14 protein-coding genes and 1 pseudogene are annotated in these 13,915 nt (G+C 70.3%); 1 reads left to right on the forward strand and 14 read right to left on the reverse strand.

All coding sequences use genetic code 11. The features are described from left to right. Positions 1-1,274 (reverse strand): DNA polymerase III subunit alpha (dnaE, locus tag DI573_RS09845; RefSeq protein ID WP_292813492.1); only part of this gene is annotated, 1,274 nt, incomplete at its 3' end. A 138-nt stretch (positions 1,275-1,412) separates the two neighbouring features. On the opposite strand from dnaE, the gene DI573_RS09850 reads away from it, so the two are divergent. After that, positions 1,413-1,910 carry an NUDIX domain-containing protein gene (locus DI573_RS09850; protein WP_292813458.1) on the forward strand — a complete coding sequence of 166 codons (498 nt, stop codon included), beginning with the start codon at positions 1,413-1,415 and terminating at the stop codon, positions 1,908-1,910. A gap of 3 nt (positions 1,911-1,913) precedes the next feature. On the opposite strand, the gene DI573_RS09855 is transcribed toward DI573_RS09850, so the two are convergent. From DI573_RS09855 to DI573_RS09915, 13 genes and pseudogenes are all read right to left on the reverse strand, one after another. Further along, on the reverse strand, positions 1,914-2,834 hold the full coding sequence (locus DI573_RS09855; RefSeq protein ID WP_292813460.1) for an RluA family pseudouridine synthase: 921 nt from the start codon (positions 2,832-2,834) through the stop codon (positions 1,914-1,916). A 2-nt stretch (positions 2,835-2,836) separates the two neighbouring features. Continuing rightward, positions 2,837-3,454, reverse strand: coding sequence for a signal peptidase II (gene lspA / locus DI573_RS09860; RefSeq protein WP_292813463.1), 618 nt, complete (start codon positions 3,452-3,454; stop codon positions 2,837-2,839). 3 nt (positions 3,455-3,457) lie between these two features. Then, positions 3,458-4,051 carry a DivIVA domain-containing protein gene (locus DI573_RS09865; RefSeq protein WP_292813465.1) on the reverse strand — a complete coding sequence of 198 codons (594 nt, stop codon included), beginning with the start codon at positions 4,049-4,051 and terminating at the stop codon, positions 3,458-3,460. Between the two features lie 124 nt (positions 4,052-4,175). Beyond that, positions 4,176-4,481 carry a YggT family protein gene (locus tag DI573_RS09870; RefSeq protein WP_292813468.1) on the reverse strand — a complete coding sequence of 102 codons (306 nt, stop codon included), beginning with the start codon at positions 4,479-4,481 and terminating at the stop codon, positions 4,176-4,178. 9 nt (positions 4,482-4,490) lie between these two features. Continuing rightward, the gene (gene sepF / locus DI573_RS09875) at positions 4,491-4,955 is read right to left on the reverse strand and encodes a cell division protein SepF (RefSeq protein WP_292813470.1); all 465 of its coding nucleotides are present in this window, start codon (positions 4,953-4,955) and stop codon (positions 4,491-4,493) included. Between the two features lie 32 nt (positions 4,956-4,987). Continuing rightward, a complete protein-coding gene (locus DI573_RS09880; protein WP_292813473.1) occupies positions 4,988-5,686 on the reverse strand; it encodes a YggS family pyridoxal phosphate-dependent enzyme in 699 nt (232 codons plus the stop codon). A gap of 84 nt (positions 5,687-5,770) precedes the next feature. Further along, positions 5,771-6,940, reverse strand: coding sequence for a cell division protein FtsZ (ftsZ, locus tag DI573_RS09885; RefSeq protein ID WP_292813476.1), 1,170 nt, complete (start codon positions 6,938-6,940; stop codon positions 5,771-5,773). A 175-nt stretch (positions 6,941-7,115) separates the two neighbouring features. Beyond that, the gene (locus DI573_RS09890; protein WP_292813478.1) at positions 7,116-8,093 is read right to left on the reverse strand and encodes an FtsQ-type POTRA domain-containing protein; all 978 of its coding nucleotides are present in this window, start codon (positions 8,091-8,093) and stop codon (positions 7,116-7,118) included. A gap of 3 nt (positions 8,094-8,096) precedes the next feature. Continuing rightward, on the reverse strand, positions 8,097-9,509 hold the full coding sequence (gene murC / locus DI573_RS09895) for a UDP-N-acetylmuramate--L-alanine ligase (RefSeq protein WP_292813481.1): 1,413 nt from the start codon (positions 9,507-9,509) through the stop codon (positions 8,097-8,099). A 196-nt stretch (positions 9,510-9,705) separates the two neighbouring features. Further along, entirely contained in the window at positions 9,706-10,779 is a 1,074-nt protein-coding gene (locus tag DI573_RS09900) for a glycosyltransferase (RefSeq protein ID WP_292813484.1), read from the reverse strand. Between the two features lie 62 nt (positions 10,780-10,841). Further along, positions 10,842-12,092 carry a putative lipid II flippase FtsW gene (gene ftsW / locus DI573_RS09905; protein ID WP_292813486.1) on the reverse strand — a complete coding sequence of 417 codons (1,251 nt, stop codon included), beginning with the start codon at positions 12,090-12,092 and terminating at the stop codon, positions 10,842-10,844. After that, the gene (gene murD, locus DI573_RS09910; RefSeq protein ID WP_292813489.1) at positions 12,052-13,620 is read right to left on the reverse strand and encodes a UDP-N-acetylmuramoyl-L-alanine--D-glutamate ligase; all 1,569 of its coding nucleotides are present in this window, start codon (positions 13,618-13,620) and stop codon (positions 12,052-12,054) included. The genes ftsW and murD overlap by 41 nt, the downstream gene beginning before the upstream one ends. Further along, positions 13,617-13,915, reverse strand: a pseudogene (locus DI573_RS09915) (phospho-N-acetylmuramoyl-pentapeptide-transferase); the annotation flags it as partial. The gene murD and the pseudogene DI573_RS09915, both read right to left, overlap by 4 nt.

The following is a 13,915-nucleotide window of genomic DNA, read 5'->3' on the forward strand; positions in this document are numbered from 1 at the left end:
GCCACACGGTCGTCGCCGTACTTCTCGGTGACGTACTGGATGACCTCGCCGCGGCGCCGGTCGTCGAAGTCGACGTCGAAGTCGGGCATCGAGACGCGGTCGGGGTTGAGGAAGCGCTCGAAGATGAGGCCGTGCTGAAGGGGGTCGAGATCGGTGATGCGCATCGCGTACGCCGCCATCGAGCCCGCGCCCGAGCCGCGCCCCGGGCCCACGCGGATGCCGTTGTTCTTCGCCCAGTTGATGAAGTCCGCCACGACGAGGAAGTATCCGGGAAAGCCCATCTGCACGATGACGTCGGTCTCGTACTCGGCCTGTGCGCGCACCTCGGCGGGGATGCCGCCGGGATAGCGGTACTGCAGCCCCTTCTCGACCTCTTTGACGAACCAGGACTGCTCGGTCTCGCCGTCCGGCACCGGATAGCGCGGCATGAAGTTGGCGCTCGTGTTGAACTCGACCTCGCACCGCTCGGCGACGAGCAGCGTGTTGTCGCAGGCCTCGGGGTGATCGCGGAAGATCTGACGCATCTCGGCCGGCGTCTTGACGTAGTAGCCGTCGCCGTCGAACTTGAACCGCTTCGGATCGTCGAGGGTCGAGCCGGACTGGACGCAGAGCAGGGCGGCGTGGCTGGTCGAGTCGTGCTGATGTGTGTAGTGCAGATCGTTCGTGGCCAGCAGCGGGATGCTGAGGTCTTTCGAGATGCGCAGCAGGTCGCTCATCACGCGGCGCTCGATGCTGAGCCCATGATCCATGATCTCGGCGAAGTAGTTCTCTTTGCCGAACAGGTCCTGGAACTCGGCCGCGGCGGCGCGGGCCGCGTCGTACTGGCCGAGGCGCAGGCGCGTCTGCACCTCGCCCGACGGGCAACCCGTCGTCGCGATCAGACCCTTGGAGTAGGTCTGCAGCAGCTCGCGGTCCATGCGCGGCTTGAAGTAGTAGCCCTCGAGGCTGGAGCGCGAGGACAGCCGGAAGAGATTGTGCATGCCCTCGGTCGACTGCGACAGCAGGGTCATGTGTGTGTAGGCGCCCGAGCCCGACACGTCGTCGTCGCTCTGGTCGGGGCCGCCCCAGCGCACGCGGGCCTTGTCGCTGCGGTGCGTGCCGGGCGTGACGTACGCCTCGATGCCGACGATCGGCTTGATGCCCGCGTCCTTGGCCGCCTTGTAGAACTCGAACGCGCCGAACGTGTTGCCGTGGTCGGTGACGGCGATCGCCGGCATGCCCTGACGGGCCGCCTCCTGGACGAGCGGGCCGATGCGCGCGGCGCCGTCGAGCATCGAGTACTCGCTGTGGACATGCAGATGAACGAAGGAGTCGGCGGCCACGGATAAAGACTACGTGGGGCCGCCGACATCGTGCCCGCGGGTCGCGGGGGTTCGCGTCGGCCGATCACGCGTCGAAGCTAGGGTTGCCGCATGCCGACTCCCGACTTCGTCCTCGAGCTGCGTCGACACATCGGACACACGCCGATCCCGCTGGTGGGTGTCACCGCCGTCATCCTGCGGGCAGCCGGCGCCGCGGAGGACGGCGTCGAGGTGCTGATGGGTCGGCGCAGCGACACCGGAGCCTGGGCCCCGATCTCGGGCATCGTCGATCCCGGCGAGGAGCCCGCCGACACCGCCCGTCGCGAGTCCCTCGAAGAGGCCGGTGTCGAGGTCGTGGTCGAGCGGATGCTGTCAGTGCATCAGGTGCCGCGGATCACCCATGTCAACGGCGACCAGGTCGACTACCTCGACATCGCGTTCGCGTGCCGGTGGGTGTCGGGCGAGGCCTGGCCCGCGGACGGCGAGCTGACGGCCCTGCGATGGATGCCCGTCACCGAGGCTGTGGCGACAGCATCCGAGGGCAAACGACGCGCGATCCGCCTCGCCGCCGCCGCACCCGCGCCGACCGTCTTCGACACGGCCGGCTGAGCGTCAATCGCCCCGCAGAATCTCCAGCGCACGGGCGAGATCGGCGGGGTACTCGCTCCCGAACACGGACCACTGTCCCGTGGCGGGATGCGCGAAGGCCAGCACCTTCGCGTGCAGCCACTGGCGGGTGAGCCCCAGACGCGTCGAGATCGTCGGGTCCGCCCCGTAGAGGGGGTCGCCGACGCAGGGATGCCGGTGCGCGGCCATATGCACACGGATCTGATGAGTGCGCCCGGTCTCGAGATGGATCTCGAGCAGGGAGGCGCCGGGGAACGCCTCGATGGTCTCGTAGTGGGTGACCGAATCCTTGCCCGTGGGCGTGACCGCGAACTTCCAGGAGTGCGTGGGGTGCCGCCCGATGGGGGCATCGATCGTCCCCGAGAGCGGGTCGGGGTGCCCCTGCACGACCGCGTGATAGATCTTCTCGACCTCGCGCTCCTTGAAGGCTCGCTTGAGCGCGGTGTAGGCGCCCTCGGTCTTGGCGACCGCCATCAGGCCGCTCGTGCCGACATCCAGGCGATGGACGACGCCCTGCCGCTCGGGCGCGCCGGTCGTCGCGATGCGGAAGCCGGCGGCGGCCAGGGCACCCAGGACCGTCGGTCCTTCCCAGCCCACGGAGGGATGCGCGGCGACGCCTGCCGGTTTGTCGACGACGACGATCTCGTCATCGTCGTACACGATGCCCAGCTCCGGCACCGCGACCGGAACGATGCGCGGCTCCTCCTTGGCCTGCCAGTCGACGTCGAGCCACGAGCCGGCACCGACGCGGTCGGACTTGCCCACCGCCCGTCCATCGAGCGTGACGCCGCCGCTCGCGACGACCTCGGCCGCGAAGGTCCGCGAGAATCCCAGCATCTTGGCGAGCGCGGCGTCCATACGCTCGCCGTCGAGCCCGTCCGGTACGGGCAGCCGTCGTGAGGGCACTCTCAGACCTCGCGGGAATCCGGCGCGGGGGCGGTGCCGGTCGCCGCATCCACGCTCTCGCCGTCGGAGGCGCGTCGGTCGCGGGTGCCGTCCATATGGATGCCGAGCAGGACCAGCAGCGCGATCGCGATCATGTCGAGCACGATGAAGATGTCGGCGATGTTGTAGATCGCGGGCATCATCCAGGGTGTCGAGAGGAAGTCGACGACATGCCCCACGGGAAATCCGGGATCACGGAAGAGCCGGTCCGCAAGATTACCGAGAACGCCGCCGAGCAGCAGACCGAGCGTCAGCGCCCACAGGCGCGAACGCACGCGCGTGAACATGAGCCAGATGATCGCCAGGGCGACGGCCGCGAGGGCGATGGTGAAGATCCAGGTGACCTCCTCGCCGAGCGAGAAGGCCGCGCCGGGGTTGAACACCAGCACGAAGATCAGCACGTCGCCGAGGATCTGCACGGGCTCGCCCGGCTCGAGGTGCGCCAGGGCGAGCTGCTTGGTCAACTGATCGGCGGCCAGCACCCCCACCGCGAGGATCGCGATGAGGGCGCCGGCCGCCGACCGATGCAGAGGAGGTCGCCGCCCTGCGATCCGCTCGGGTGCGGGGCTGCGGGAGGCCAAAGCCTAGAGACCGATGGCCGACACGGGCGTGGCACCCGAGTTCGAACCGCTCGCCTCGAGATCGCGCAGCTGACCCTCGATGTAGCTGCGCAGCTGCGCCCGATAGTCGCGCTCGAACGTGCGCAGCTCGGTGATGCGGCCCTCGAGCACCTGACGCTCCTTCTCGAGGCGCGCCGTCTCTTCACGCTGCTTGGCCTCGGCCTCGGCGACGATGCGCGAAGCGGTGGCCTGAGCCTCGGAGACGAGCTTGTCGCGCTGCGAGATGCCCTCGGCGACGTGCTCGTCGTGCAGGCGCTGAGCCAGCTCGATGATGCCGGCGCTCGTGGCGGCGGGAGCACCGCCGGAGGCGGCGGGGGCCGGAGCCTCCTCGACCGGGGCGGGAGCCTCGGCGACGGGCGCCGGGGCCGCGGCCTCGGGCTTCTCACCAGACTCGTACGCGGCGAGCTTGGCCTTCAGCTCCTCGTTCTCGGCGATCGTCTTGCGCCACTCGACGACGATCTCGTCGAGGAAGTCGTCCACTTCTTCGGGGTCGAAGCCCTCTTTGAAGCGGACGTGCTGGAACTGCTTCGTGACGACGTCATCGGGGGTCAGAGCCATGGGATCCGTCCTCTTCATCTCTCGTGGTCCATCGGGCGCCCGGTGGGGCGCGAACTACATCAGCATAGTCCAGGGGTTTTCGCCAGGCGAGGCGCCGGGGCTCCGCCCGGTGCCGCGGCCCGGATCACGCCGTCGCGGCGATCGAGCGCGTGATCCCGAGCAGGACGAAGCACAGGATCATCGTGATCGTGAAAGCGAGATCGATCGCGACCGGCCCGATCCTCAGCGGCGGAATGAGTCGCCGGAAGAATCGGATCGGCGGATCGGTGACGGTGTAGACGACCTCGGCCGCCACCAGCCCCGCGCCCTTCGGCCGCCACTCGCGATTGAACACGGGGATGTACTCGAGTACGAGCCGCGCGAGCAGGACGAAGACGTAAAGGAGGAGGAGGGCGTTGAGGATCGACGCGATCAGGCCCAGCAGTTGCACTCTTACAGACTACGGCTGCGAGAAGGGCGCGGCTTCCGGATCGGCGTGCGCGATCGCGCCGTCGCCCGAGACCGCCACGTGCTCGGGAGAGAGCAGGAAGACCTTGCTCGTCACCCGCTCGATGCGTCCGAACAGGCCCAGCGAGAGTCCGCTGGCGAAGTCGATGAGCCGACGCGCATCGGCGTCCGACATCTGCGACAGATTGATGATGACCGGCACGCCCTCGCGGAAGTTCTCGGCGATCACCTGGGCGTCGCGGTACTGCTTGGGGTGCACCGTGAGAATCTCGGTGAGGCCGCCCACGGCGGGCTGGCGCACGGCAGCGGGCTTGCGGATCGGGGTGACCGTCGCGGTCGCCTCGACCGGCTGCACGCGCTGACGCTGCGGCTGCGGCTGCGCCTGCGGTTCGTCGACGACGTCTTCTTCGTCGGCGAGGCCGAGGTACACCATGGTCTTCTTGAGCGGGTTCGACATCGCATCCTCCGTGTTGCTCGTCTTATTCGAGGCTATCCGCGGGTGGGGCGGATGCCGGTGATTGCGGAACCGATCCGCAGGTGTGTCGCGCCCATCTCGATCGCCGCCTCGAAATCGCCGGTCATTCCGGCTGAGATCCAGGTGGCATCGGGGGCGATCCGGCGCACGCTCTCGGCGACGCCGGCCAGGCGTTCGAAGGCGCGTGCGGGCTCTTCGTCGAGCGGCGCCACGGCCATGACGCCGCGCAGGCGCAGGCCGCGGCATCCCCTCACGTGCTCGGCGAGAGCCTCGGCCTCGGCCGCGGGTACTCCACCGCGCCCCTCGGCCTCGCTCAGACCGATCTGGAGCAGGACGTCCAGCGGCGGCTCCCCCTCGGCCTCCGCCGCATCCAGAGCGTCGGCCAGGCGAGCCCGGTCGACGGAATGGACCACGTCGGCCGCCTGCCGGATGGGCCGCGCCTTGTTGGTCTGCGCCTGTCCGATGAAATGCCAGCGCAGGGCGGCAAACTCGCGCCCGTCGAGTTCCGCACGTTTGGCGGTGAGCTCCTGCTGCCTGTTCTCGCCGACATCGCGCACGCCCAGTCCGTGCAGCTCGCGGACGAGGGAGGCGGGATGGAACTTGGTCACGACGATGCGCGTGATCGCGGCGGGGTCTCGACCGGCGCGGCGGGCCGCATCGGCGATGCGCAGATCGATCGCCGACAGACGCTCGGCGAGCGGAGGCGTGGTCACCTGTCGCGCTCCTCGGGGGTGGAATCTCGCACGGACGGGCCCGGCGCGCGTGTCGCCGAGCCCGTCCGCAGGGTATGTCTCGGACTACTTGAGGAAGTCCGGGATGTCGAGGTCGTCATCGCCGAAGGCCGACTCGAAACCGGTCGACTCGGGCACGATCGGGCCGCTCGCCGAGCCGACGGCGACCGACTCGCGCACGGGTGCCTTGGGCTCGGGTGCCCGGGTGGCCTCCGCGGCGGGCGCATCGATCGAGGGCAGGGCGGGCGCCTGACGCTGCGCCACGACCGGCTCGATCTTGGGCGTCGGCTCGCCGCCGTCGAATCCCGCGGCGATGACCGTGACACGCACCTCGTCACCGAGGGTGTCATCGATGACCGTGCCGAAGATGATGTTGGCCTCGGGGTGCGCGGCCTCCTTCACCAGCTGCGCGGCGTCGTTGATCTCGAAGATGCCGAGGTTCGATCCGCCCTGGATCGACAGCAGCACGCCGTGCGCACCCTCGATCGAGGCCTCGAGCAGAGGCGATTCGACGGCCAGCTCGGCCGCCTTGATCGCCCGGTCGGCGCCGCGGGCCGACCCGATCCCCATGAGGGCCGAGCCCGCGCCCTGCATGACCGACTTGACGTCGGCGAAGTCGAGGTTGATCAGGCCGGGCGTCGTGATCAGGTCGGTGATGCCCTGAACACCGGCGAGCAGGACCTGGTCGGCCGTCGCGAACGCCTCGATCATCGAGATGCCGCGGTCGCTGATCTCGAGCAGACGGTCGTTCGGCACCACGATGAGGGTGTCGACCTCTTCTTTGAGGCGTCCGACGCCGGTCTCGGCCTGCGTCTGGCGTCGACGACCCTCGAACGAGAAGGGCTTGGTGACCACACCGATCGTCAGCGCGCCGATCGACTTGGCGATCTTCGCGACGACCGGTGCACCGCCGGTGCCGGTGCCACCGCCCTCGCCCGCCGTGACGAAGACCATGTCGGCGCCGCGCAGGGCCTCCTCGATCTCCTCGGCGTGGTCCTCCGCCGCGCGTCGGCCCACCTCGGGGTCGGCGCCCGCGCCGAGACCCCGCGTGATCTCTCGGCCGACGTCGAGCTTGACGTCGGCGTCGCTCATCAGCAGCGCCTGCGCATCGGTGTTGATCGCGATGAACTCGACCCCGCGCAGGCCGAGCTCGATCATGCGGTTGACGGCGTTGACGCCGCCGCCGCCCACGCCGACCACCTTGATGACGGCGAGGTAGTTCTGGTTCTGGCTCATGCCGGCCTCCGTGTCCCCGAACCTGGTTTTACCCTGGTCTAAACCTTCAACCTCAAGTAGAGGTATAAAGAAATGCCCGGTATGCATTTCCGTATTCACAAGGTAGGTCGCGCCCGCGCCACGACCCGCAAGCGCGTGGGCGTGTCGCGCCATCCGCGCGCAGATCGGCGCCGGGTCAGCGGATGACGATCGCGGCGGGCGACGAGACGTCGTAGAGGCTGGCCGTCTCCGGCGGCCGCGTCTGCATCGCGCGCTCCAGTACGAGCGCCTTCTGCGGCGTGCCGTCGACCGATCCCCATACCACCTGCGTGCCCGTGGCGCCGAGGGTGAGCGTGACGTCGTCGCGAGTCGACGCCGACACGCGTGTCACCTGCGCGCGGATCGCGTCGGGCAGCGCCCGCAGCACCAGACCCGCCGATTCGAACGCATCCGAATCCGTCCCGCCGTCGATCTCGAGCACCGGGGGGCCCTCCGGCGCCGTCGGGGTCGTCTCGAGGACGACACCCGCCGCATCCACGAGCGTCCACCCGGCCGCGGTGTCGATGACGCCGATCGGCGTGCGCTCGACGATCCGCACCACGAGCTCGTGCGGCGGACGCGCCTCGAGCGTGTAGGACTCCACCAGCGGGAACGCCACGAGCGCCGCCTTGATCGCGCTCGCGTCGATCAGCGGCAGCGGGGTACCGATCTGCTGCCACAGGGCGTCCTCGACCTGTGCGGCCGGCAGGGTCGAGGTACCCACGACCGTCACCCGCTGCACGGCGAACAGGGGGCTGTAGGCCGCACCGACGCTGCCGACGACGAGCAGCACGACCGCAGCCGCCCCCACGGTCCACAGCAGTCGCCGCCGTCGCGATCGCACCGTGAAGCGCCGCACCTCGCGACGCAGCGCGCGGCGACGGGCGCGGGCCGCACGCCACACGTCGCGCAAGCGAGTGGGAACGGGGGATGCCGGGTCCTCCGGCCCGCCCGCGCGCTCATCGTGCGCCGCCTCGGCCTCGCCCGCGGCCGCCGGTGCGTCGCGCGGCGCCGGTGGGTCGCGCGGCGCCGGTGCGACGGCATCCCGTTCCTGCTCTTCCCACGCCTCATCGACGTCGGCGGTGGCGGCGCGGTCGTCGGGTGCACGCGCGGGCAGCGGGGCGGGCCGGCGCATGGGTCAGCCCGCGGCGCCGACCGGCGCGGTGCGCGAGAGTGCTTCGAGCACCTGCGGAATGATCAGGTAGACGTTGCCGCAGCCGAGCGTGATGACGTAGTCGCCCTCGCGGGCGACGCCCGCGGTGTAGTCGGCGGCCTGCTGCCAGTCCGCGACGAAGTGCACCTTGTCCGCGTCCGCGAAGTCGGCGCTCACGAGCTCGCCCGTCACGCCGGGCACCGGATCCTCGCGCGCGCCGTACACATCGAGCACGACGGTGAGGTCGGCATGGCTCTCGAGCACCTCGGCGAACTCGCGGTGCATGGCCATCGTGCGGGAGTAGGTGTGCGGCTGATGCACGGCGATGATCCGACCCTCGCCGATGACCGTGCGCGCGGCGGACAGCGCGGCAGCGACCTCGGTCGGGTGGTGGGCGTAGTCGTCGAACACGCTGACGCCCCGCGACACCCCGTGCAGCTCGAAGCGCCGCACGGTGCCGGTGAATCCCTCCACCGACGACGCGGCCGACTCGAGCGCGTACCCGAGAGAGAGCATCACCGCGATGGCACCTCCGGCGTTGATCGCATTGTGCGCGCCGGGCACCTGGAGCTGCACCCGCACGCTCTCGCCCCGGTGCGCAACGGTGAAGGCGACCGCCCCCCGGGTGGTGATGTCGAGGACGCGCACGTCCGCGTCGGCGGCCTCTCCGAAAGTCACGACATGCGGGTGGGAGAGCCGTGCGGCCACCCGCTGCGCACCCGGATCGTCGGAGGAGATCACGACGGCCTCGCGCGCGGCGTCGGCGAAGCGCACGAACGCGTCCTCGACCGCCTCGTTCGTGCCGTAGTGGTCGAGATGGTCGGGGTCCACATTGGTCACGAGCGCGATCGAGGTGTCGTAGAGCAGGAACGTGCCGTCGGACTCGTCGGCCTCGACGACGAAGAGCTCATCGGCACCCACACCGCTCGAGACGCCGAGCTGGGCGATCACTCCTCCGTTGACGAAGCTCGGATCGGCACCCGCAGCCTGGAGCGCGGTCACGATCATGCCGGTCGAGGTGGTCTTGCCGTGCGCGCCCGCCACCGAGACGAGGCGGCGCCCGCCGATGAGCCAGTGCAGCGCCTGCGAACGATGGATCACCGGCATCCCCCGCTCCTTCGCGAGGACGAACTCGGGATTCTCGGGCCAGATCGCGCCGGTGTGGATCACTGTGTCGGCGTCGCCGAGGTTCGCGGCGTCGTGGCCGACGTGCACGCGCGCACCCAGGGCCGCGAGATCGCGCAGCGCCTGGCTGTCGGCGCGGTCAGAGCCGGAGACGCGGATGCCGCGCGCGAGGAACATGCGCGCGAGGCCCGACATGCCGGAGCCGCCGATGCCGATGAAGTGCGCGGCCTCGATGCGCTCGGGGATGGGAAGACTCAGGTCGGGCTTGATCATGACCTGACAAGTGTAGGTCGGGCATGCGGCCGGGCCCGTCCCGGCGCGCCCGCCGGGCGCCGTGGGCCCGCCCATCGGCGCACGCCGGTGCACAGCTGCGGACGACATCGCGCGACACGCCGCCGACCGGCGCCCTCCCCCGGCGTGTCGCGGGTCCGGTCCGCAGCTGTGCCCGCCCCGGCGCAGCCGCGCGGGGTCAGCGGGCGAGGACCTCGTCGATCATGGCGATGACGTTCTCGGTGCCGGTACGGGTGCCGACGGATGCTGCGGCCCGCCGCATGCCCTCGAGCCGGTCGGCATCACCCAGAAGCGGAAGGACGTCGGCACGCACGCGATCGGGGGTGAATCCGCCGTCGTCGATGAGGATCGCCGCGCCGGCGGCCACGGCTGAGCGCGCGTTCAGACGCTGCTCGCCGTTGCCGACCGCGTACGGCACGTACACGGCGGGGATGCCGAGGGCGCTGATCTCGCTCACCGTCGCCGCACCCGCGCGCGAGACGATGACGTCGGCGATCGCGAAGGCGAGGTCCATCCGGTCCTCGTAGGACTTCACGACGTATCCCGGCGCGCCCGGATCTTTCCAGTCCGAGCGATCCCCCGTGATGTGCACCAGCTGGTACCCCGCGGCGAGGACGTCCGCATACGATCCCGCGAAGGCCTCGTTCAGCCGCAGCGCCCCGAGCGAGCCCCCGAAGACGAGCAGTGTGGGGGCTGCAGCATCCAACCCGTAGTGGGCGGCCGCCTCGGCTCGCAGGGCCGCACGGTCGAGCCCCACGATCTCGGGGCGCAGGGGCATGCCGACCACCCGCGAGCCGCGCAGCGGCGTGCCGGCGAACGCGACGCCCACGCCCGCGGCGGTGCGTGCGCCGAGCACGTTCGCAAGGCCCGGTTTGGCGTTGGCCTCGTGCACGACGAAGGGCACCCGCGTACGTCGGGCGGCGACGTACGCGGGGGCTGCCGCATAGCCCCCGAACCCGACGACGACATCGACGCCGTGGTCGACGAGCAGGCGCCGGGTGTGCACGACCGCGCGGCGGAAACGCGCGGGGAAGGATGCCGCCGCCCGGTCGAGCCGGCGCGGAAAGGGCAGGCGCTCGATCGTGAGCAGCTCGTAGCCGCGCAGAGGCACGAGGCGCGCCTCGAGTCCCTCTTTCGTGCCGAGCACGAGGATCCCGGCGTCGGGATCACGGCGGCGCAGCCCGTCGGCGACGGCCAGGAGCGGATTGACGTGACCGGCGGTGCCGCCGCCGGCGAGGAGGTAGGTCGTCACCTCGAGAGGCTACCGGGCCCACCCGAGACGAGGACAATCGCGCCGCACGAGGGGCGGACCGCTCAGCCGGTCCTCGTGTCGCGCGAAAGTCCTCGTCTCGCGCGTCCCGGTGTCGCGACCGGCGCCCGCACGGGCAGCGACCGCGCGAAGGACAGGAGCACACCGCACGCCAGCAGCACGGAGAGCAGGGCGGTGCCGCCCTGGGACATGAACGGCAGCGGCACGCCGAGCACGGGGAACACCCGCAGGACGACGCCGATGTTGATCAGCGCCTGGCCGACGATCCACACCGTGATGGCGCCCGAGACGATGCGCACGAACGGGTCGTCGGTCTTGCGGATGACATGGAACGCGCCGACCGCGAACAGGGTGAACAGGAACAGCACGACGATGCAGCCGATGAGCCCCAGCTCCTCGCCGACGATCGCGAAGATGTAGTCGTTCGCGGCCGCGGGCAGCCAGTCGTACTTCTCGCGCGAATTGCCGAGTCCCAGGCCGAAGACGCCCCCACCCGCCAGCCCGTACACGCCGTGCAGCGGCTGATAGCACTCGTTGAAGTAGTCGCAGTCCGGGTCCATGAAGCTCAGGATGCGGCTCATGCGGTTGGGGCTCGTCACCGCGAGGTAGGCCACGACCCCCGCGGCGGCGATGAGCGGCAGGATGAAGATGCGCAGCTTGACGCCGGAGAAGAACAGGCCGCCCAGCACGATCAGCACGAGGATCATCGCGGTGCCGAGGTCGTGACCGGCCATGACCGTCGCGATCACCGCGATCGATACCGGCACGAGCGGGATGAACACGTGCCGCCAGAGGCCGAGCAGGGTCTGCTTGCGATACAGCACGTAGCCCAGCCACAGCGCGAGGGCGAGCTTGAGGAACTCGGACGGCTGCGCCGTGAAGGCGCCGAGGTCGAGCCAGTTGCGGTTTCCGTACACCTCGATGCCGAGCGGGGTGAACACGAGCAGCTGGAACGCGACGGCGAGGCCCAGCAGGGGCCACGCGATCTTCTTCCAGAACCGGATCGGAAAGCGCGAGGCGACGAACATCAGGGGGATGCCGAGCACGGCGAACACGCCCTGTCGCAGCAGTGCATCGAAGGGGCTCTCCCCCGACGCCGTGGCCGTCGCCGACGTCGCGGAGAGCACCATGACCAGGCCGAATCCCGTGAGCAGGATGGCCGTGGAGGCGATGAGGAGGAACTCGTTGGGCACCGGCGCGAAGACCTTGCCGAGCGAGACCCGGGCGGAGAGCCCGCGTCCCGCGCCCTCGTCGTCAGCTCCCGGACGGGGCCTGGTCGGCGTCGTGATCGCCATCCGCTCCCCCTGTTCCGTTCTCGGGTGTCGTGCCGGTCTGGATGATGTGCTCCCGCACGGCCTCGGCGAACCGAGTGCCCCGTTCGGCGTAGCCGCTGAACTGATCGAAGGACGCCGCGGCCGGAGCGAGCAGCACCACATCTCCCGCTGCCGCGATGCCCGCCGCCAGTTCGACGACGCGCCTCATGACGTGTTCAGTCTCACCGGCGTCCACCTCGATCACCGGCACCGCGGGCGCGTGTCGGCCGAATGCCGCGACGACCTCGCCGCGCACCTCGCCGATGACGATCGCGGCCTTCGCGGCGGGTCCGCGCTGCTGGACGAGGGGGGCGATGTCGACGCCTTTCAGCTGCCCACCGATGACCCAGATCGCCCCGGGGAAGGCCCCCAGCGAGGATGCCGCCGCGTGCGGGTTGGTGGCCTTGGAGTCATCGACCCACGTGATGCCGGCGTGCCGCGCGATCACTTCGATGCGGTGCGGGTCGAGCCGGAACGTCGTGAGCGCATCGCGCACCCCGGCGGGGGGCACCCCGAGCGCGCGGGCGAGGGCCGCGGCGGCGAGGATGTTGGCGACGACGTGGGGGGCCGCGAGATCCTGGCGGTGCAGATCATCGAGCGTTGTCAGCTCGAGCGCGCTCGTGCGCCGCTCGTCGAGGAACGCCCGGTCGACGAGGATGCCGTCCACGACCCCGAGATCGCTCGGTCCCGGCACGCCGAGGTCGAAGCCGATGGCGCGGGCGCCCTCGACGACCTCGGCATCCTCCACCATCTCCCGGGTAGCGACGTCGGCCTTGTTGTACACGCACGCGATGCGGGTGTTGCGGTACACCACCGCCTTCGCGTCGCGATACGCGGCGAACGAGCCGTGCCATTCGAGGTGGTCGTCGGCGAGATTGAGGCACACCGCGGCCGCCGGCACCGGCTGTCCCTCGGCTGCTGCGAGCGAGAGGTACCAGAGCTGGTGGCTCGAGAGCTCCACGACGAGCGCGTCGAATCCGGCGGGATCACGCACGGCGTCGAGCACCGGCACACCGATGTTGCCGCACGGCGCGGCGCGCAGGCCGCCCGCGACGAGCATCGATGCCGCGAGGCGGGTCGTCGTCGTCTTGCCGTTCGTGCCCGTGACGAGCAGCCATTCGGCGGGCGTGCCATCGGGCCGCACGACCTTGTCGCGCACGCGCCAGGCGAGCTCGATGTCGCCCCACAGCGGAATGCCCGACTCCCGCGCCCACGCGATGAGCGGGTGGTGCGGGGCGAAGCCCGGCGAGGCGACGATCACCTCGGGCGCGAAGTCACGGAGCGCGGCGGGAACCTCGTGGAGCGACCCGGTGTGCAGCCGCGCGCCGATGACCGGCAGCAGGCGCTCGTACTCCTCGTCGGCACGCTCGGTCACCACGAGCACCTCGGCGCCCAGCTCGGTGAGCGTGTCGGCGACCGAGAAGCCGGTCTGGGCAAGCCCCAGCACGGCGACGCGCAGGCCCGTCCAGTCCGCGTGCCAGCTGATGAGGCGATGGATGCTGTCGCTCATGCGCGCGTAAGCCACTCGACGTAGAAGAGACCGATGCCGGTGACCGCCAGCATCCCCGCGATGATCCACATGCGTACGACGATCGTGACCTCGGCCCAGCCCCGCATCTCGAGATGGTGGTGCAGCGGACTCATCAGGAACAGGCGTTTGCCGCGCGTGATCTTGAAGTACAGCCGCTGCAGGATCACCGATCCCGAGGCGATGACGTAGACGCCGGCGACGAGGATCATCAGCAGCTCGGTGCGGGTGAGGATCGCCATCGCGGCCACGACGCCGCCGATCGCCATCGATCCGA

It is taken from the genome of Microbacterium sp., assembly GCF_003248605.1.
Classification (GTDB): Bacteria; Actinomycetota; Actinomycetes; order Actinomycetales; family Microbacteriaceae; genus Microbacterium.